Source organism: Methylobacterium sp., from assembly GCF_019745455.1.
Lineage (GTDB): Bacteria > Pseudomonadota > Alphaproteobacteria > Rhizobiales > Beijerinckiaceae > Methylobacterium.
Map to the genome: position 1 here is coordinate 62,617 of NZ_JAIETD010000040.1, position 19,539 is coordinate 82,155.

At 66.6% G+C, this 19,539-nt stretch carries 18 protein-coding genes and 2 tRNA genes; 14 read left to right on the plus strand and 6 right to left on the minus strand.

All coding sequences use genetic code 11. The features are described 5' to 3' along the window. Positions 1–142 precede the first annotated feature (142 nt). The 12 genes from K2Y56_RS09160 (at position 143) to K2Y56_RS09215 (ending at position 11,113) form a co-directional block, all read left to right on the plus strand. On the plus strand, positions 143–2,017 hold the full coding sequence (locus tag K2Y56_RS09160) for a M3 family oligoendopeptidase (RefSeq protein ID WP_292507066.1): 1,875 nt from the start codon (positions 143–145) through the stop codon (positions 2,015–2,017). A gap of 58 nt (positions 2,018–2,075) precedes the next feature. Then, positions 2,076–2,300: an AbrB/MazE/SpoVT family DNA-binding domain-containing protein gene (locus K2Y56_RS09165; protein WP_292507067.1), complete on the plus strand. Its 225-nt coding sequence runs from the start codon at positions 2,076–2,078 to the stop codon at positions 2,298–2,300. Further along, a complete protein-coding gene (locus K2Y56_RS09170) occupies positions 2,297–2,683 on the plus strand; it encodes a type II toxin-antitoxin system death-on-curing family toxin (protein WP_292507068.1) in 387 nt (128 codons plus the stop codon). The genes K2Y56_RS09165 and K2Y56_RS09170 overlap by 4 nt, the downstream gene beginning before the upstream one ends. A gap of 87 nt (positions 2,684–2,770) precedes the next feature. Continuing rightward, complete coding sequence (locus K2Y56_RS09175) at positions 2,771–4,141, plus strand: AarF/ABC1/UbiB kinase family protein (protein ID WP_292507069.1); 1,371 nt, start codon at positions 2,771–2,773, stop codon at positions 4,139–4,141. A gap of 141 nt (positions 4,142–4,282) precedes the next feature. Next, positions 4,283–4,576, plus strand: a complete 294-nt coding sequence (locus K2Y56_RS09180) for an aa3-type cytochrome c oxidase subunit IV (protein WP_292507070.1) — start codon at positions 4,283–4,285, stop codon at positions 4,574–4,576. 59 nt (positions 4,577–4,635) lie between these two features. Next, on the plus strand, positions 4,636–5,775 hold the full coding sequence (locus tag K2Y56_RS09185; protein ID WP_292507071.1) for a Re/Si-specific NAD(P)(+) transhydrogenase subunit alpha: 1,140 nt from the start codon (positions 4,636–4,638) through the stop codon (positions 5,773–5,775). A gap of 19 nt (positions 5,776–5,794) precedes the next feature. Then, a complete protein-coding gene (locus K2Y56_RS09190) occupies positions 5,795–6,244 on the plus strand; it encodes a proton-translocating transhydrogenase family protein (RefSeq protein ID WP_292507072.1) in 450 nt (149 codons plus the stop codon). 4 nt (positions 6,245–6,248) lie between these two features. Further along, complete coding sequence (locus tag K2Y56_RS09195; protein ID WP_292507073.1) at positions 6,249–7,649, plus strand: NAD(P)(+) transhydrogenase (Re/Si-specific) subunit beta; 1,401 nt, start codon at positions 6,249–6,251, stop codon at positions 7,647–7,649. A 124-nt stretch (positions 7,650–7,773) separates the two neighbouring features. Next, on the plus strand, positions 7,774–9,597 hold the full coding sequence (gene recJ, locus K2Y56_RS09200) for a single-stranded-DNA-specific exonuclease RecJ (protein ID WP_292507074.1): 1,824 nt from the start codon (positions 7,774–7,776) through the stop codon (positions 9,595–9,597). A 63-nt stretch (positions 9,598–9,660) separates the two neighbouring features. Beyond that, positions 9,661–9,744 (plus strand) — tRNA-Tyr (locus tag K2Y56_RS09205). A 206-nt stretch (positions 9,745–9,950) separates the two neighbouring features. Further along, a complete protein-coding gene (locus K2Y56_RS09210; RefSeq protein WP_292507075.1) occupies positions 9,951–10,982 on the plus strand; it encodes an aldo/keto reductase in 1,032 nt (343 codons plus the stop codon). 57 nt (positions 10,983–11,039) lie between these two features. After that, positions 11,040–11,113, plus strand: a tRNA-Gly gene (locus K2Y56_RS09215). 495 nt (positions 11,114–11,608) lie between these two features. Here the strand turns inward: K2Y56_RS09215 and K2Y56_RS09220 are convergent. The 4 genes from K2Y56_RS09220 to argC form a co-directional block, all read right to left on the minus strand. Continuing rightward, a complete protein-coding gene (locus K2Y56_RS09220) occupies positions 11,609–12,295 on the minus strand; it encodes an MFS transporter (protein WP_366848529.1) in 687 nt (228 codons plus the stop codon). A gap of 78 nt (positions 12,296–12,373) precedes the next feature. Next, positions 12,374–12,898 (minus strand): MucR family transcriptional regulator, encoded by a 525-nt coding sequence (locus tag K2Y56_RS09225; RefSeq protein WP_292507077.1) that lies wholly within the window; start codon positions 12,896–12,898, stop codon positions 12,374–12,376. Positions 12,899–13,510: 612 nt separating this feature from the next. Further along, positions 13,511–13,981 (minus strand): nuclear transport factor 2 family protein, encoded by a 471-nt coding sequence (locus K2Y56_RS09230; RefSeq protein ID WP_292507078.1) that lies wholly within the window; start codon positions 13,979–13,981, stop codon positions 13,511–13,513. Positions 13,982–14,110: 129 nt separating this feature from the next. Next, positions 14,111–15,046, minus strand: a complete 936-nt coding sequence (gene argC, locus K2Y56_RS09235; RefSeq protein ID WP_292507079.1) for an N-acetyl-gamma-glutamyl-phosphate reductase — start codon at positions 15,044–15,046, stop codon at positions 14,111–14,113. A 181-nt stretch (positions 15,047–15,227) separates the two neighbouring features. Between argC and K2Y56_RS09240 the strand changes: the two genes are divergently transcribed. Beyond that, positions 15,228–15,728, plus strand: coding sequence for a DUF5872 domain-containing protein (locus K2Y56_RS09240; protein WP_292507080.1), 501 nt, complete (start codon positions 15,228–15,230; stop codon positions 15,726–15,728). A gap of 19 nt (positions 15,729–15,747) precedes the next feature. On the opposite strand, the gene K2Y56_RS09245 is transcribed toward K2Y56_RS09240, so the two are convergent. After that, on the minus strand, positions 15,748–17,823 hold the full coding sequence (locus K2Y56_RS09245; RefSeq protein WP_292507081.1) for a prolyl oligopeptidase family serine peptidase: 2,076 nt from the start codon (positions 17,821–17,823) through the stop codon (positions 15,748–15,750). A 4-nt stretch (positions 17,824–17,827) separates the two neighbouring features. Further along, positions 17,828–18,790: a LysR family transcriptional regulator gene (locus K2Y56_RS09250; RefSeq protein WP_292507082.1), complete on the minus strand. Its 963-nt coding sequence runs from the start codon at positions 18,788–18,790 to the stop codon at positions 17,828–17,830. 124 nt (positions 18,791–18,914) lie between these two features. Here K2Y56_RS09250 and K2Y56_RS09255 point away from each other — a divergent pair, with 124 nt between their 5' ends. Continuing rightward, the gene (locus K2Y56_RS09255) at positions 18,915–19,529 is read left to right on the plus strand and encodes a YceI family protein (RefSeq protein ID WP_292507083.1); all 615 of its coding nucleotides are present in this window, start codon (positions 18,915–18,917) and stop codon (positions 19,527–19,529) included. The last annotated feature ends 10 nt before the right edge of the window (positions 19,530–19,539 follow it).

A 19,539-nucleotide genomic window follows, 5' to 3' on the forward strand; every position in this document is an offset into this window, starting at 1 on the left:
GGACCCTGCGACTGCTTGACCCGGCAACGGTCATGGGTGCGCTCGGTTGATCCCGGAGGCCTGGCGTTCGATATCAGCGTGAGCGGCGCAGCACCGCCGACACGAAGCGGTGAGCACCTGCCGCACGAGGATCCTGCACAGCATGTCGAGCCGTTTCGTCGCGAACACCACGGCGTCGATCCCGACGCGGTCTCCCGAGGGTGCGAACCAGGCACGTGCGGCGGCCCTCGCCGTCGGCCTCGGCGCCCTGCCCGAATGGGATCTGTCCGATCTCTACTCGGGTATCGATTCGGAGGATTTCACGGCCGACCTCGCCCGGGCCGAGGCCGAGTGCCGAGAGTTCTCGCAACGCTATGCCGGACGCGTGGCGGCATTGGCGGAGTCCCAGCAGGCTTCGGTGGAACTCGGCGCCGCAGTCGCGGCCTACGAGGGCATCGAGGATAGACTTGGGAGGCTCATGTCCTTCGCCGGGCTCGTCTATTCCGGTGACACCACCGACGAGCGCCGCGAGAAGTTCTACGGCGACACCCAGGAGCGGCTCACCACGGCCTCCGGCGATCTCCTGTTTTTCACCCTCGAACTCAACCGGGTCGACGACGCGCTGATGGACCGGGCGCTCACCAGGGAGCCGCTGAGTCATTATCGTCCCTGGATCGAGGACCTGCGCCGGGAGAAGCCGTTCCAGCTCGACGATCGTACCGAGAAGCTGTTTCTGGAGAAGTCGGTCACCGGCCGGGCCGCCTGGAACCGGCTGTTCGACGGCACCATCGCGAGCCTGCGTTTCCCCGTGCAGGGCGAACAGCTCACCCTCGAGCCGACCCTCAACAAGCTGCAGGATTCCGACGGCGAGGTCCGCAAGGCTGCGGCCGGCGCGCTGAGCGAGGTGTTCCGCGCAAATCTCCGCACCTTCACGCTGATCACCAACACGCTCGCCAAGGACAAGGAGATCGCCGACCGCTGGCGCGGGTTCAAGGACGTCGCGGATTCGCGCCACCTCGCCAACCGGGTCGAACCCGAGGTGGTCTCAGCCATGGTCGAGGCCGTGCAGGCGGCCTATCCGCGCCTGTCGCACCGCTATTACCGGCTGAAGGCGCGCTGGTTCGGTATCGAGGCGATGCCGTACTGGGACCGCAACGCGCCGTTGCCGCGGGTCGAGCAACGCACGATCTCCTGGGCGGAGGCGCGCGATACCGTGCTCGATGCCTACGGCGCGTTCTCGCCGCGGATGGCCGACATCGCCCGGACTTTCTTCGACCGGCGCTGGATCGACGCCCCGACCCGGCCCGGCAAGGCGCCGGGTGCCTTCGCCCATCCCACCGTGCCGTCGGCCCACCCCTATGTGCTGGTGAACTACCAGGGCAAGCCACGGGACGTGATGACCCTGGCGCACGAACTCGGGCACGGCGTCCACCAAGTGCTGGCGGCGCCGAACGGCGCCCTCATGGCCCCGACCCCCCTCACCCTCGCCGAGACCGCGAGCGTGTTCGGCGAGATGCTGACCTTCCGCCGCCTGCTCGCCGGCATCACCGACCCGTCCCAGCGGCGCGCCATGTTGGCCGCAAAGGTCGAGGACATGATCAACACGGTGGTGCGCCAGATCGCGTTCTACTCCTTCGAACGCAAGGTCCACCTTGCACGTGCGGACGGCGAGCTCACCGCCGACCAGATCAATGCGCTCTGGATCTCGGTGCAGGCGGAGAGCCTCGGACCGGCCATCGCCCTCGACCCGAGCTACGAGCCGTTCTGGGCCTACATCCCGCACTTCATCCACTCCCCGTTCTACGTCTACGCCTATGCCTTCGGCGATTGCCTCGTGAACTCCCTCTACGGCGTCTACGCCAAGGCCGAGCCCGGCTTCGTCGAGCGCTACTTCGCCCTCCTCTCGGCCGGCGGCGCCAAGCCCTACGGCGAACTCCTCGAGCCCTTCGGCCTCGACGCCCGCGACCCGGCCTTCTGGCAGATCGGGCTCAACATGATCGAGGGCATGATCGTGGAGTTGGAGGCGATGGAGAGCTGAGGGCTCTAGGTGGCGCAAGCTTCTCGTTGTACGTCACGTATAACGAGAGGTGCCCATCATGAAGCTCGAAGTGAAGAAGATCGGCAATTCCACTGGGCTCATCCTGCCTAGAGAACTGCTCTCCAAGCTCAACCTCGCCCAAGGCGATTGGGTCTCGGTGACGGAGAACGCCGATGGCTCGGTGCGGCTCTCGCCTCTCGATCCTACATTCGAGAGGGGCATGGAGATCGCCGAGAAGGCGATGAAGACCTATCGCAACGCCCTCTCTGAACTCGCGAAGTGAGCGAGTTCGTCTGGCTGACGAGCGATCTCGTCCAGGGTATCCATGCCCGTCAGCTCAAGCTCTTTGGAGGGCCGACAGGCCTTCGCGATGAGGGCGCACTCGAATCCGCGCTCGGGCGCCCGATGAATAGGGCAGTTTATGGCGACGTTGACCTCGCCGAGCTGGCCGCGGCCTATGCCTTCGGGATTGCGAAGAATCATCCCTTCATCGACGGGAACAAGCGTGCGGCTCTGCTGGCACTCATCACCTTCCTCGGCCTCAACGGCATCGACTTCGTCGCCGACGAAGCCGAAGCCGTCGTGATGATCCGGGGGCTCGCCGCCGGCGATGTCGACGAGGGCGGCCCCACCCGCTGGATCCGGGACAACTGCCCGGCGGCCTGACGCCCGCGACCCGCGGCCTCATTGCCCTGGCATCGCAGTGGCCGGTGCTTATCTCTGAGTCATCCACTCAGACCCGGAACCCTCCCGATGGCCGACTACGACAGCGAAGCCAATCGCTTCTCCGCACGCGCGAGCCGCTACGCCCGCGTCGGCGCCAATGTCGGCGGCGTGGCGGCGCGCATGGCCGGTGCCAAGCTCTTCGGGGGCAAGGGCGGTGAGGCGCCGACCAACGCGGCGGCCCTGGCGCAGGCCCTCGGCGGTCTTAAGGGGCCGATCATGAAGGTGGCTCAGCTCCTTGCCACCGTGCCGGACCTGCTACCTCCGGAATACGCCAGCGAGCTGCAGAAGCTCCAGGCCGACGCGCCTCCCATGGGCGCGGCCTTCGTCAAGCGCCGGATGATGGCCGAGCTCGGTCCCGACTGGCCGTCGCGCTTTTCGAGCTTCGACCTGAAGCCGGCCGCGGCGGCCTCCCTCGGCCAGGTGCACAAGGCCGTCGGCCTTGATGGGACGCCCTTCGCCTGCAAGCTCCAGTACCCGGACATGCAGTCGGCCGTCGAGGCCGACCTCAAGCAATTGGAGGTCGCTTTCGCGCTCCACCGCCGCCTGAGTTCCTGGCTCGACACCCGAGAGATCGCCAAGGAGATCGGCGCCAGGGTGCGCGAGGAACTCGACTACGAGCGCGAGGCCAAGCACGCGGTGCTGTACGGCAACGTCCTTCGCGATATCGACGCCGTGCGCGTGCCCGCCATTCACAAGGATCTCTCGACGAAGCGTCTGCTCACCCTCGGCTGGCTCGAAGGGGAGAAGATCCTGAGTTTCGCCGATGCGCCCCTCGAGGTCCGGAATCATCTGGCCCAATCGATGTTCAAGGCGTGGTGGCACCCCTTCAGCCGGGCCGCTGTCATCCACGGTGACCCCCATCTCGGCAACTACACCGTCTTCTCGGAGGGTGGTGATCCGATGGGCATCAACCTCCTCGATTACGGATGCGTGCGCATCTTCCACCCGCGCTTCGTCGGCGGCGTGGTCGACCTCTATCGCGGGCTCCTCACCGGGGATCAGGCCCGCATCGTCCACGCCTACGAAACTTGGGGCTTCAAGAACCTCAATCGCGAGCTCATCGACATCCTCAACATCTGGGCCCGCTTCATTTACGGCCCGCTCCTGGAGGATCGCACCCGCACCGTGGCGGACGGGGTCAAGCCCGGCGAGTATGGAAGGCGGCAGGCTTTCGAGGTCCATCAGGCGCTCAAGGAACGCGGCCCCGTCACCGTCCCTCAGGAATTCGTGTTCATGGACCGTGCGGCGGTGGGCCTCGGGGCCGTTTTCCTGCACCTGCGTTCGGAGCTGAACTATCACCGTCTCTTCGAAGCGGAGATCGACCGCTTCAGCCTCGACGAACTGGCCGCGCGACAGGGCGATGCCCTCGCGGTCGCGGGGTTGCCCCCGCCGGTCTGATCGCGGGCGGGGCCGCCCGCCCGTCCCCCGCGAAACGAGCGATAAGGAATCCGTCCGCTCGCAACTCGATTGCGGGCCGCCGAAGCTTGCGCTAGATCCCCTTGGAACCAAGCAAGATGACGTCATGGGGACGACCGCACGATGGCCGACACGAAGACCACGCCCGGCTTGAGCTACAGCCCGGCGATGGACGATAAAACCCACGAACAGACCTACCGTGGCTTCGTCCGTTTCGTAGAAATCGGCACCGGTGTGGTGCTGTGTTGGGTGCTCGCCCTCGCCGTCGGCGGCATTCGTGAAGCCTGGCTTCTGGCAATCTTCGGCGTCTTCCTGTCGGGCGCCGCCGGGGCCGCTGGCGCACTCCTGCCGGCCATCGGCTGGAAGGGACCCTTGGTCGTCGGCATCTTCCTCTTCCTCTATCTCGCCTTCGCCTGACCGTCCAAGGGCCGCTTCGCGGCTTCCAAGAAAAGCCCAATCCCAGGGGGAATCGTCGAATGCGCGTCGCTGTCCTGTCCGAGACGGATCCCGCCGAGCCGCGGGTCGCGGCGGTCCCCGAGACGGTCAAGAAGTTCAAGGCCCTGGGCGCCGACGTCGTGGTTCAGGCCGGGGCCGGCTCGAAGGCTGGTGTTCCCGATGCCGAGTACGAGGCGGCGGGCGCCACGATCGCGGGCTCTGCTCGGGACGCTGCTGACGGTGCCGACCTCGTGCTGAAGGTGCGTCGTCCGGCCGAGGACGAGCTCCATCACCTCAAGAGCGGCACGACCGTCGTGGCGATCATGGACCCCTACGGCAACGAGCAGGCCTTGAAGGCGATGGCCGATGCGGGCCTCGCGACCTTCTCCATGGAACTGATGCCGCGCATCACCCGCGCCCAGGTGATGGACGTGCTCTCGAGCCAGGCCAACCTAGCCGGCTATCGCGCGGTGGTGGACGGCGCCGCCGAATATGGTCGCGCCATGCCGATGATGATGACCGCCGCCGGCACGGTACCGGCCGCCCGCGTCTTCGTGATGGGCGTCGGCGTTGCCGGACTCCAGGCGATCGCAACGGCCCGTCGCATGGGTGCGGTCGTCACCGCAACCGACGTTCGCCCCGCGACCAAGGAGCAGGTCGAGTCTCTCGGGGCGAAGTTCGTCGCCGTCGAGGACGAGGAATTCAAACAGGCGGAAACCTCTGGCGGCTACGCCAAGGAGATGTCGGCCGAGTACCAGAAGAAGCAGGCCGAGCTCGTCGCCACCCACATTGCCAAGCAGGACATCGTCATCACGACGGCTTTGATCCCGGGGCGCCCTGCCCCGAAGTTGATTTCCGAGGCGATGGTCGCCTCGATGAAGCCCGGCTCGGTTCTCATCGACCTCGCGGTTGAGCGCGGCGGCAACGTCGAGGGTGCCAAGGCGGGCGAGATCGTGACAACGGCGAACGGCGCCAAGATCGTCGGCCACCTCAACGTGCCTGGACGCCTCGCCGCCACCGCCTCGAGCCTCTACGCGCGCAATCTCTACGCCTTCGTCGAAACGCTGGTCGACAAGGAAGCCAAGACCCTGGCCATCAAATGGGACGACGAGCTCGTCAAGGCCACGAACCTGACCCGCGACGGCCAGGTGGTGCACGCCGCCTTCCAGCCCAAAGCCTGATCCCGCCGGAGGACCCTAGATGGCCACGCTTCCCCCCGAACTGGCGGCCGAGCAGGCGCGCGCCGCCGCCGCCGCCGCCCGCACCGCGGCCGACATCGCGCGCCAGAACGCCGATCAGGCGCAGAGCATCGCCGACGGCCTCGGCCACGGGCTCTCGGCTATCACACACGGCGCCGTCGATCCGACGGTTTTCCAGCTCGCGATCTTCGTGCTGGCGATCGCCGTCGGCTACTACGTCGTGTGGTCGGTGACCCCAGCGCTGCATACGCCGCTGATGTCGGTGACCAACGCGATCTCCTCGGTGATCATCGTCGGCGCCATCCTCGCTGCCGGCGTGCCGTTCATCGAGAACGGCACGGGCTGGGCCCGCTTCTTCGGGTTCCTCGGCATCGTCTTTGCCAGCGTGAACATCTTCGGCGGCTTCCTCGTCACCCAGCGCATGCTCGCCATGTACAAGAAGAAGGCCTGAGACGATGTCCCAGAACGTCTCATCCCTTCTCTACATCGTCGCCGGCGTCCTGTTCATCATGGCGCTGAGGGGGCTCTCGCACCCCACGACGTCGCGACAGGGTAACCTCTACGGCATGGTCGGTATGGGCCTCGCCGTGCTTACGACGCTTGTCGGGCATCCGCCGTCGGGCCTCGGCGCATGGGTCATCGTGCTCCTCGGCCTCGCCATCGGCGGCGGAGCCGGCGCGGTGATCGCCAAGCGCGTGCCGATGACCGCGATGCCCGAGCTCGTGGCAGCCTTCCACTCGCTCGTCGGTCTCGCGGCGGTGGCAGGCGCGGCGGGGACTCTCTACGCGCCGCAGGCCGTCGGCATCCTCGAGAACGGCCATATCCATAAGGAATCGCTGTTCGAGATGGCGCTCGGCGTCGCGATCGGCGCAATCACCTTCACAGGCTCGGTCATCGCCTTCGCCAAGCTATCAGGACGGATGTCGGGGAAGCCGATCATCCTGCCGCAGCGCCATGCCATCAACATCGCTCTTGGCATCGCCCTCGTCGGCCTCATCGCCGTCTTCATCGGTACGGAGAGCAAGCTGCTCTTCTGGCTGATCGTGATCCTGTCCTTCGTCCTCGGCGGGCTCCTGATCATCCCGATCGGCGGCGCAGACATGCCCGTCGTGGTGTCGATGCTGAACTCGTACTCCGGTTGGGCGGCGGCCGGAATCGGCTTCACCCTGGGCAACCTTGCCCTGATCATCACCGGAGCGCTCGTCGGCTCGTCTGGTGCGATTCTGTCCTACATCATGTGCAAGGCGATGAACCGGTCGTTCATCTCCGTCATACTCGGCGGCTTCGGCGGCGATAGCGCCGCTGCGGGAGTCGGCGGGGCCGTCGAGACCCGGCCGGTGAAGCAGGGTTCGGCGGACGATGCCGCCTACATCATGAAGAACGCCGAGCGCGTCATCATCGTGCCGGGCTACGGCATGGCGGTGGCCCAGGCCCAGCATTCGCTGCGCGAGATGGCGGACCTGCTCAAGAAGGAGGGCGTCGACGTCAAATACGCCATCCACCCTGTGGCCGGCCGTATGCCTGGCCACATGAACGTGCTGCTCGCCGAGGCCAACGTGCCCTACGACGAGGTATTCGAGCTCGAGGACATCAACGGCGAGTTCCCGCAGGCGGACGTCGCCTTCGTCATCGGCGCCAACGACGTCACCAACCCCGCCGCCAAGACCGACAAAGCCTCGCCGATCTACGGCATGCCGATCCTGGACGTCGAGCGGGCCAAGACCGTACTGTTCATCAAGCGCGGCATGGGCTCGGGCTATGCGGGCGTCGAGAACGAGGTGTTCTTCCGCGACAACACCATGATGCTGTTCGGAGACGCCAAGAAGGTCGTGGATTCGATCCTCAAGAATCTCTGACCCGCCGGACACCGACGGATCCGATCGGGGCCGGCGTTCTTCGCCGGCCCCTTTTTCGTGACGACGGCTTCGCCGGCGAACGGGACGGTGGCGCCCGAAGGCCTTGACCGGCTAGAACCACCCGGTGTCATCCGCATCTATCATCGCTCGACCCCGTGCGTTCCTCGGCGTCGAGGCCTCGCTTCTCGGCCGCCCCTGGCGCGATCGCTGTGCTGATTCAGCCGTACAGGCTTACGCCGCCACCATGACCCAGGCGCACGGCCTGCCGGACCTCCTCGCCCGCGTGCTGGCCGGCCGCGGCGTCCGCCCGGCGGAGGCGCAAGCCTTCCTCGAACCGCGCCTGCGCGACCTCCTGCCCGATCCGTACTGCCTCGTGGACATGGAGGCGGCGGCCGACCGTCTTGCCAGGGCTTGCCGCGAGGCCGAGAGCGTCGCGGTCTTCGGCGATTACGACGTGGACGGTGCCGCCAGCGCCAGCCTTCTGGCCGGGTATCTCGGCGCCTTCGGCTGCCCAACCCGCATCCACATCCCCGATCGGATCACCGAGGGCTACGGTCCGAACGTCGCCGCCATCACCGAGCTGGCGAGGGGCGGGGCGACCCTGCTCGTCACCGTGGATTGCGGCACGGCCGGCCACGAGCCGCTGGCGGCCGCGGCAACGCTCGGCCTCGACGTCATCGTCCTCGACCATCACGGCGCCCCCGAGCACCTGCCGCTGGCAAAGGCGGTCGTGAATCCTAACCGCCTCGACGACCTCTCCGGCCTCGGTCATCTCTGCGCCGCCGGCGTGGTGTTCCTGACGCTCGTCGCCCTGAACCGGTGCCTACGTGCGAGCGGCATGCCCTCCGAGAGGTTGCCGAATCTCCAGGACGGGCTCGACCTCGTGGCCCTGGCGACGATCGCAGACGTGGTGCCGCTACACGGCCTGAACCGTGCTTTCGTGGTCCAGGGGCTCACCGTGATGCGAGCCCGGGGCCGTCCGGGCCTCGCGGCCCTCCTCGATGCCGCTGCCCTGAGCGAGCCGCCGCAAGCATGGCATCTCGGCTATCTCCTGGGTCCACGCATCAATGCAGGCGGCCGTATCGGCGACGCCGCCCTCGGCGCTCGGCTGCTCGGCACCGACGATCCCGCAGAAGCGGTCCGCATCGCGGCCGAGCTCGACCGGCTCAACCGCGAGCGCCAGGCGATCGAGGCCGAGGCCGTTGCCGAGGCAGAGGCCGAGATGGACCGGGCCCTGACCCTCGATCCCGATCAGCCCGTTCTCGTCACCGGCTCAGCGGAGTGGCATCCCGGCATCGTCGGCCTCATCGCGGCGCGTCTCAAGGAGCGCTTTGGCCGGCCTGCCTTCGCCTTCGCCTTCAAGCCAGACGGTAGCGCCGTCGGCTCCGGGCGCTCCATTCCGGGCGCCGACCTCGGGGCAGCCGTGCGCGAGGCCGTGGAGGCCGGCCTCGCGGTCAAGGGCGGCGGCCATGCCATGGCTGCCGGAGTGACCCTGGCGGGAACAGAGGTCGCAGCCTTCCGCGACGCTCTGGCGAAAAGGCTCGACGGCGCGGTGGCGCAAGCCCGCGCCGTCGATGCGCTCCTCCTCGATGGCAGCGTCAGCGCGGGCGGCGCCAGCGCCGAGATGGTCAGGCTCATCCACAGGGCCGGCCCTTTCGGGCAGGGCGCGCCGGAGCCGGTCTTCGCCCTTCCACGCCACCGCATCGTCGATGCCGGAATCGTCGGCAGCGGCCATGTCCGCGCCAGGCTCCGCAGCCGCGACGGACAGGCGATCGGGGCAATCTGCTTCCGTGCCGCGCAGTCGCCGCTGGGAACCGCCCTCCTCTCCGGAATCGGGCAGGAATTCCATGTGGCCGGGACCCTCTCCTGCGATAATTGGCGCGGCGCCGAGCGGGCCCAGCTCCGGATCTGCGATCTTGCTGATATCGCGGGCGGCCAAGACCCGTGATTCGGTTGACACCCGGCAGAGGCCTCACCATAAGGACCGCCGCGGCCCGATGGGACGCGGTTTGGGGGAATGTCCCGAGCGGCAAAGGGGGCGGACTGTAAATCCGCTGCGTAAGCTTCGTAGGTTCGAGTCCTACTTCCCCCACCAAACACGTTATCAGAACTTCGTCTCGCCCGATTGCAGGCGCTTCCGGCGCTGAGCGGACGGCCGGCCTCAGCCACTCGATCTTCGTCTGACATGCCGATAGCGCGCGCAGATCAGGCGCGAGCGAGCGTTGCCCCCTGGGGGACCCCATCCCATTTCGATCCTCGTAGTCGGCGGAGTGACGGGCCGCCGCAACCCGCGAGGATCACATGGAATATCGGCAATTCGGACGATCCGGCCTGAAGGTACCGGTTCTCAGCTTCGGCACGGGGACGTTCGGCGGGACGGACGAGTTCTTCCAGCGCTGGGGCCAGACGGATGTCGCCGGGGCCACGCGCCTCGTCGACCTGTGCCTCGATACGGGCGCCAATTTGTTCGACACCGCCGACATCTACTCGCAGGGTGCCTCGGAGGAGATCCTGGGCCAAGCCCTCAAGGGCAAGCGGAACCGGGCATTGATCTCGACGAAGGCGACCTTCCCGTTCGGCGAGGGGCCGAACGACATGGGTTCCTCACGCTACCACCTCGTGCGCGCCTGCGAAGCGAGCCTCAAGCGCCTCGGCACGGACCATATCGACGTCTATTTCATGCATGGCTTCGACGCGCTGACCCCCGTCGACGAAACCCTGCGGGCCCTCGACGACCTCGTGACCGCCGGCAAGATCGGTTACATCGGCGCCTCTAACTTCTCGGGCTGGCACCTGATGAAGGCACTTGCGACCTCGGAGCGCTACGGGCTCGCCCGCTATGTCGCCTACCAGGGCTATTACTCGCTGATCGGCCGGCACTACGAATGGGAGCTGATGCCGCTCGGGATCGACCAGGGCGTCGGCCTCATGGTCTGGAGCCCCCTCGGCTGGGGACGGCTCACGGGCAAGATCCGGCGCGGCCAGGGACCTCAGGGCGGACGTATAGCCGCCGGCGGCGCTGAGGGCGGTCCGATCGTGTCGGACGAGTACCTGTACGGCGTCGTCGACGCCCTCGACGCGGTAGCGGCGGAAACGGGCAAGACCGTGCCGCAGGTGGCGCTTAACTGGCTCCTCAGCCGGCCGACCGTGGTCAACATCGTGATCGGTGCCCGCAACGAGGAGCAGCTTAAGCAGAATCTCGGCGCCGTCGGCTGGTCTCTCAACGAGGACCAGATCGGCCGCCTCGATGCGGCGAGCCAGGAGGTGCCGATCTATCCCTATTGGCACCAGAAGGGGTTCGACATCCGCAACCCGAAACCGACGACCTGGTGAGGGGGGCGTTCGCATCGCCTTCTCAAGCCGGCTGGAGCGTGCTATCCGGCCGGCAGCGCGGGTGTAGCTCAATGGTAGAGCAGCAGCCTTCCAAGCTGAATACCCGGGTTCGATTCCCGGTACCCGCTCCAATTACGACCCTTCGGCGGCATCGATCGCGCTCGCATCGCGTCGGTTTTGTGGATGACGGTCGGCGTTGTGCCTGTCGCTGCGCATGCCTACCCGGATACTGTGAGACCGAGTGCAGGGCCGCCAGACGGGGCCGACCAACTCATAGTTTCTTGGCCAAGGCCGAGCGTGAGGGCCGCGCTGCCGAGGGCAGCTCCGGTGGCATTGCCGAGATTGAACTCCCCGATCGGGGGCGAGACGAGATTTCGCGCAACGCTGTCCGCTTCCACCGCCCAGATCTGCGACGGCAGAACCAGGGGGAAGACGACAGGTCCCCAGAGCGGCAGTGTCGAAACCGCAGGCAGGTCAACTCGGCTCGCGAACAGCACAATCGGCTACGTGGCCGAGGAGCCCTTCGATGATCGTCGTGGCCATCCGTCGGCCGGCGAGGCGCCCGCGTGCGAGGTTGCCCGCGCGGTAGCCAGATCCCGAATATGAGAAGCGCCCTGGCCACCTCGTCAGGCGCGGGCCGCAGCAGCAAGGCCGATGCCGAGCACGGCGAGGAAGGCGACGCGCCATCCGTGCGCCTGGCCGGGTGCCGTCCCGAAGGGCACGCCGAGCACGTTGGCGAGCGTCAGGCCGGCGAACGTGAGCGCGCCGGACCGGGTCCGCTGGTGATGGGGTCCCAGCGAGCGCGCTACCACTCCGCCGAGACCGAGGAACGCGCCATGGGCAAAGGCGATGACGACCCGTGCGAGCATCATCAGGGGGTCGTCTGGCGCCAGCGTGCAGACGGGATTCCCAACAGCGAGAACCGCCATCGGCGCGAGAAGTTCTACCTCTTGCCGGAGTCGTGCGTTGGCGATGGCGACGATCGGCGTATCCACGCCGACGCCGGGTGCATAGCTGGATACGAGAAGCTTTCCTTTCGGAAATCCTGCGCCAAGGCTGTCGGCGACCTCGGAAGAAGCCTCATGTTCACGAAAGCTGGTGGTTCCGATCGCGAAGGACACCGCCGCGAGGACGACAAGCGGACCGGACGGTATGCGAGCCCGTCTAGTGGCCGCACCGATCAGGCGCCCTCGCCATATTGCGTTGCAACCCAGCCGAAGAAGTTCCCCCTCATGGCCAATAGCTCGTAGCTGTCCGATGGGTTTGACGCACCAAATGCAAGCGCCCGCCCGACGGCTGTCGAGCGGGCGCACCAGCGGCGTAGATGCGATTAGGTCTATCGCTGAAGCGACGTTTCGGCCGACGGGCCGCCCTCGCGGCCTTCAAGAGGCTTAAGCCGCTTCCTTCTTGCTCGAAGCACGGCGCTTTTTCTCAGGTACTTTTTGAGCGGGCGCCTCGGACACGCTCGCTGCAGGCTCGGCGGCAACCAGTTTGGGGCTACTCTTGCGACGCTGCTGGCCGAGACCGAGGGCGCGTGCAAGCTCGGAACGCTGCTCCGAATAAGCGGCCGACGTCATCGGGTAATCGGGCGGAAGGCCCCACTTCGTGCGGTACTGCTCCGGGCTAAGCCCACGCAGAGTCAGGTGGCGGCGCAAGGTCTTGTACTGCTTTCCGTCTTCGAAGCTGATCAGATACTCGTTCGAGATCGAACGGCGAATTTCCTGCGGCGTCGCCTTCGGAGGCCCAGCTTCGACGGCAGGTGCGCCCTTGCCGCTCATGTTGCGTACGGATTCGTAGACATCGCTAAGCAGCTTAGGGAGCTCGCCGCTTTGAACATGGTTGTTGCTGACATAAGCGGAGACGATATCGGCCGTCAGCGTAATCAGGCGGCTCTCGTCGCTATCGAAATCGGTCATAAGGATTAGTCCATTACCACGTTGCAGATTCAATGTTCGGAAGATTAAGCTCAGTGAGCGATATTAGCAAGATCTAACCCAGAACCTTACGCGAAATTGGCGATTATTTCTCGACAAAGCAGCATTTTTTCGCGCTCAGCCTGCACGGCGCGGGCTGATCGCTCTCAGGTTGCCGTGACCCAAAAGCCGATTTCGCGTGTAAAGGACACAATGGTTGACAGGCGGAGCCTTTGCGCCGACCGATGAGATCGGCAGCTCTACTGTCTCGCGAAGTGAAGTTCGGATCTCGCGACAAGACGCGTGTCAGACGTCGACGCGCATCGATCACTTGGCAAGACCGAGTTGAATGCCTCGCTACAACCTCGGGGAGTGCGCCGGTGCCGCACGACCGAGTTCGATCCATATGTGTGTGATAGTGACCGAAAACCGGTGGCGGAGCCCTTCAATGTGCGACGCCAGTCGAGTTGGTTGGCTGAACAACATCTTTGCCTGCCCGGCGTGAGCAGTTCCCGTCTGATAGGGACAATAAGAACGCCAGTGACGGGCCTCCTTGGAGCCACTTTGAGTGACTATCGCATTTTTGAAACGCCTGGGCAGAAACCAAGCTGAATTCTAAAGCCCGAGATCCGATAAACCAGGATGGTCCGCAGGCCGTGGACCCTGTTCCCAGTGGAACTTGCGCTGCGATTCCTGGATCGCGACGTCGTTGATGCTCGCTTCACGCCGACGCATCAGACCAGTTTCGGTGAACTCCCATTGCTCGTTACCGTGCGAGCGGAACCACTGGCCGTCGTCGTCGTGCCATTCATAGGCGAAGCGCGCGGCGATCCGGTTCTCGTGGAAGGCCCAGACTTCCTTGATGAGGCGGTACTGGCGCTCGCGCTCCCACTTGCGGGTGAGGAACATCACGATAGCCTCGCGGCCAATCAGGAACTCCGATCGATTCCGCCACCACGAATCGGGGGTGTAGGCGAGCGAGACTCTTTGCGGATCCCGGGTGTTCCAAGCATCCTCCGCCCCACGCGCCTTCTTGGCAGCAGTCTCCGCAGTAAAGGGCGGAGTTGGCGGGCGGGTCTCGGACATGTTTTCTAACTCCCGAATGATCGGGAAGCTTTGCCTTTGTAAGTCGTATGGCGTCAATAGATCGCAAGCGGAAGACCACCCGCGGCGGCTGTCATAGCCGCCGCCTTCTCATCCGATGTCTTGGGGCTTTCAATCCAGTCCGAGCATCAATCCGATATTCTGAACCGCCGCGCCGGAGGCGCCCTTGCCGAGGTTGTCGAGGCGGGCGACGAGGAGGGCCTGGCGGGCGCTCTCCGAGCCGAAGATGCGCAATTCGAGCCGGTCTGTGTCGTTGAGCGCTTCCGGTTCGATGCGGGTGGAGCCGGCCGTGGGAACGACCGCGACGAGATGGCTGCCCGCGTAGTAGGCGCTCAAGGCTGCCTCGAGGTCGGCGACCTTCGGGCGGGCCGGGAGGGTGTCGAGGTGGAGCGGCACGCTCACCAGCATGCCCTGGCGGAAATTCCCGACCGAGGGGATGAAGATCGGCCTGCGGGTGAGCAGGCTGTAGGCCTGCGTCTCGGGCAGGTGCTTGTGATCGAGGCCGAGGCCGTAGAGTAGGAACGGCTCGCCGCTGCCTGTCTCGTAGCTCTCGATCATGGTCTTGCCGCCGCCGCTATAGCCGCTCACCGCGTTGATGCTGAGCGCATAGTCGGATGGGATCAGCCCGGCCTCCACCAGGGGACGGATCAACCCGATGGCGCCGGTGGGATAGCAGCCGGGATTGGCGACTCGCCGCGAGCCGCGGATCGCGTCGGCTTGGCCTCCATGGAGCTCGGCGAAGCCGTAGACCCAGTCGGGATCGACCCGGTGGGCGGTGCTGGCGTCGAGGATGCGCGGCCCGCCCCCTGGCATCGCGTCGGCCAATGCCACGGTTTCGCGGGCGGCGTCGTCGGGCAGGCACAGGACGACGAGATCCACGCTCTCCATCAGGGTGCGCTTGGCCGCGACATCCTTGCGCTGCTCGTGCGGAATGCTCCTGAGCGTGACGCGTCCCTCGCGCTCCAGGCGCTCGCGGATGCCGAGTCCCGTAGTGCCGGCCTCGCCGTCGATGAAGACCGTGGGTTGGCCGGTAAGGGTCTCGCTCATCGCCTCGTATCCCGTGATGTGCGGCGCCTGTGATCTGTGCTGCTTGGCTGCCGCGTCCCGCCAAGTGGCGGGGCTAACCTGTCGAGTCAACGATTAGGCGCGGCGTTGCGCATTCTGATGACAGGAACAGCTCCCGCCGAGTGCCCGTTATCGCTCGAATGTCATGAGAAGGTTCGAGCCGATGACGCAGAGCGCCGAGAAATCCGACCCGAAGCTCTGGGACAAGGTGAAGGCCGAGGTCACCGCCTCGTCGAAGGGCGGCAAGCCGGGGCAGTGGTCGGCCCGCAAGGCGCAAGCCGCCACGAAGGCCTACAAGGATGCCGGCGGCGGCTACGAGGGCAAGAAGTCGAAGGACAACAGCCTCGCCCGCTGGACCGACGAGGAGTGGGATACGAAGTCGGGCAAGGAAAGCGGCAAGACCGGCGAGCGCTACTTGCCGAAGAAGGCACGCGAATCCCTCTCGGACGAGGAATACGCCCGCTCGACCAAGGCCAAGCGGGCCGACAGCGCCAAGGGCCGCCAGTTCTCGAAGCAGCCGGCTGATATCTCCAAGAAAGCCGCCGCGGCGCGGAAGGGCTCGGCGACCAAGGCCGATTTGATGAAACGAGCCAGGACCAAGAAGATCCCCGGTCGCTCGTCGATGTCGAAGGCCGAGCTGGAAAAGGCTCTGGCCGCGGCCTGAGCTTTCCGGGCGGCGCCTGTCAGGCCGCCGGCTCCCAGTCGATCGACCGGCGCAGGAACGCCATCCCGAGCGCCAGGAAGGCGGCCTTCTCGGCATTGTCCTTGCCGTAGCCGTGGCCGCCCGCGGCCGGCTCGTAGAAGGCCGGATCGTAGCCGAGCGCCCTGAGCTTCTCTGCCATCTTGCGGGCATGACCGGGATGAACCCGGTCATCCCGGCGCGTCGTAGCAATGAGGATCGGCGGATAGGGCCGTCCGGCTTCGGCCATGTGATAGGCTGAGATCGGCCCAAGGAAATCCCAATCCTCCGCAATATCGGGGTCGCCGTATTCGGCGATCCAGCTCGCTCCGGCCAGGAGCTTCGCGTAGCGGCGCATGTCGATGAGCGGGATCGTGCAGAACAGGGCGCCGAAGCGCTCCGGGTAGCGGGTCAGCATGTTGGCAATCAGCAAGCCGCCATTGGAGCCGCCTTGCGCCGCGATCCGCCCCGGACGTGTGACGCCGCGAGCGACGAGATCGGCCGCAACCGCGGCGAAGTCGTCGTGGGCGAGCGCCTTGCCCTCGCGCCTTCCGGCCTGGTGCCAATGGGTGCCGAACTCGCCGCCGCCCCGGATATTGGCGACCACTCCGGTGCCGCCCTTCTCCAGCCAGAGCTTGCCCAGAACCGCGTCATAGGTCGGCAACAGGGAGATCTGGAATCCGCCATAGGCGGTGAGGTGGACCGGCGCCTCGCCACTCGCATCAGCCGGCCCGGTCTGGACGTAGGGAATGGGTGTCCCATCCGCCGAGATCGCCTCGTGGCGAGTGACCCTCAAACCTGCGGGATCGAAGGAGGGCGCGGTGGTGCGCAGGATCGCTGGCGCCGAGAGATCGGGTGGGATCGACAGCAGCGTCGGCGGGGTCAGCGGGTCCTGCGTCAGCGCCAGGAGCGTGCCGTCCGCCTCGCTCGGCTCGGCGTCGAGGGGCCAGACCGAGACGCTGCCGATCGCCGGCAGGCCGGGCAGGTCGCGGGGCTTCCAGCCCGAGCCGTCGCGCCCGAAGGCGATGTAGCCCGGCCGCAGGTCGTCGAGGGCGTCGACTACGAGCCGGGAGCCGGACCAGAACACGTTCTGCAACGCGCGGCGGACGGACGGCTCCCACAGCACCGCGAAATCCCGGTCGCCGGCCAGGAATGCCGACAAGGACATTGCCAGCACCGTATCCGCCGCATGGGTCAGGCCGCCGACCTCCCATTCCGACCGCGTCCGAACCGCGAGGCCGTCGCCCTGCACCGAGACCTCGGCGTCGGAGGGGATGTCGAGCCTGTGCTTTGGTCCGGTGCGGTCGCCGAGATGGATGAACCCGTCGAAGAAGCCCGTCCGCTCGGCGAAGACGACGCGCTCGGGGCCCGCATCGTGCTCGACACCGCCCCAGAGGCCCATATTCTCTGGTGCCGTCTCGAACAGCACCGTGGCCTCGCTCGGATCGGTGCCGCGCCGCCACAGGCGCACGGTGCGCGAATAGCCCGCCCGCGTCGCCATCCCCTCGCCGAAGGCGCTGGACAGGATCACCGTGTCGCGGTCGAGCCAGTCGCCTGATCCCTTGGCTTCGGGCAGAACGAAGCCGTCCGCGACGAACCGGCGGGTCGACAGGTCGAACTCGCGGATCACGACGGCGTCGCCGCCGCCGCGGCTGAGCTTGATCAGGACAAGGTGGCTTCCAGGCAGGCCGTTCGCGCCGCCCCAGACCCATTCCTCGCCCTCGGCGGCGGCCAGGGCATCGATGTCGAGGAGGATATCCCATTCGGGCGTGCCGGCCCGGTATGAGGCCTCGTCGGTGCGCCGCCACAGGCCGAGGGGATGCTCGGCATCGCGCCAGAGATTGTAGAGAAGGCCGCCGCGGCGGGCCACCATGGGGATACGGTCCGGCCGATCGAGGATCGCGAGAGCCGCGTCGCGATCCCTCCCCATGATTGCGTCGGAGACCCGGGCCACCGTCTCGGCATTTCGGGCCTCGACCCAGGCCAGGGCCTCGGCGCCGTCGATCTCCTCGAGCCAGAGATGCGGGTCGTCGTCGGGCTGCTGAAGGGTCGGGCGTGGGTCGAGGAGCGGCTGATTCATGCCGTCAGGGTACGTGATTTCGCTCGCGCGTGCAGGTCTTCAGCGCCGCAAGCTGCTCGGCGAGTTCGGTGCGCACGAATTCCCGGAAAAGCCGCACGCGGGCCGGCAATTCCCGTCCGGCGAGGCTGACGGCGCGCAGGGTCCCGTCCCGGCCCTGCCAGTCGGGCAGCACCGGGACGAGGTCCCCGGCGAGGACCGAACGCGCGGCGACGAGGCTGGGGATCACGCCGATGCCGATGCCGGCTAGCGTGAGCCGCAGAACGGTGGCGAAATCGGTGGCCCGGACGACGGGGGGCAGCCCGAGAGCGAAGGTCCGCCCCTCCCCGTCGGTCAGTCGCGAATGCGGCGCATTCGGGTGCTCGCGCGACAGGACGAGATCGTGATCGGCGAGGCCATCGACATCATGCGGAGCTGGATGCCGGGCGAGGTAAGCGGGCGCCGCGTAGAAGCCGATGGTGAGGCCGGCGAGGATCGGGGCCCTGTATCCGCTATCGGGCGCGTCCCGCCCGAGGCGCAGGGCAAGATCGATGCGGTTGGCGGCGAGGTCGAGCCGGGTATCGGTGACGATCAGGTCGAGGGTGATCTGGGGGTAGAGGGTCCTGAAGCCCGCGACGAGGTCGGGCATCACCTCGATTCCGAAATCCACCGAGGTCGTCACCCGTAGCTGGCCGCGCGGGACGTGGCGGGCGTCGCGCGCCGTTTCCAGCGCCTCGTCGAGGATCGCGAGGCTCTCCTGCGCCCGCGCATGGAAGACGAGACCCTCGGCCGTAGGCGAGACGGCGCGTGAGGTGCGGGCGAGCAGGGTCGTCCCCAGGGCTGACTCGAGCCGCGAGATGCGGCGGCTGATGCTACCCTTCGTTTCCGCCATGGCCTCGGCAGCGCGGGTGACGATGCCGAAATCGACCACCGCGCAGAAGGCGCGGACATCGTCGAGACGGCCGTGGAAGGTTTCCGAACGAGCAACCATGAGTCACCCGATACCCGTCTTTTGTTCGGGCGAGAACGTCCTACCTGCAATGCCCAAGCTATGTTCGTCCAAGCGATCGCGGCGGTGCGCCCGCCCGGTTCGTGCTCATCGTCGGAGATTGCCCGTGACCCGTTTCGCCTATCCAGGCCTCCTCGCCGCCGCTCTCGTCTTCGCGGCCCCGGCCCTCGCCCAGACGCCGCCGACCCGTGATCCGGCCCAGGTCCAGGGCGGCAGCTACGCCGTCGATCCCGGCCACACCCAGGTGACCTTCATGGTCTCGCATTTCGGCTTCTCGAACTATTCCGGCACCTTCTCCGATGTGTCGGGAACACTCAATCTCGATCCCAAGAACCCCGGTGCCTCCAAGCTGAACATCAAGCTGCCCGTCGCCTCGGTCGCGACCACCAGCGCCCACCTCACCAATTCCCTCAAGGGCGACCAGTGGCTCGATGCCGCCAAGTATCCCGAGATGACCTTCGTCTCGACCAAGGTCGCTCCAGAAGGCCGGGACAAGGCCAAGGTCACCGGGGACCTTACCCTCCACGGCGTGACGAAGCCCGTTACTCTCGACGTGACCTTCTTCGGAGCCGGCAGCAACCCGATGAACAAGAAGTACACCGTCGGTTTCTCCGCCACCGGCACGGTCAAGCGCTCGGAGTTCGGCGTGAAGACCTACATTCCGGCGATCGGCGACGACCTTCAGCTCAGGATCGACGCCGCCTTCGAGCGCACCGAGTAGTCGCGGAGCT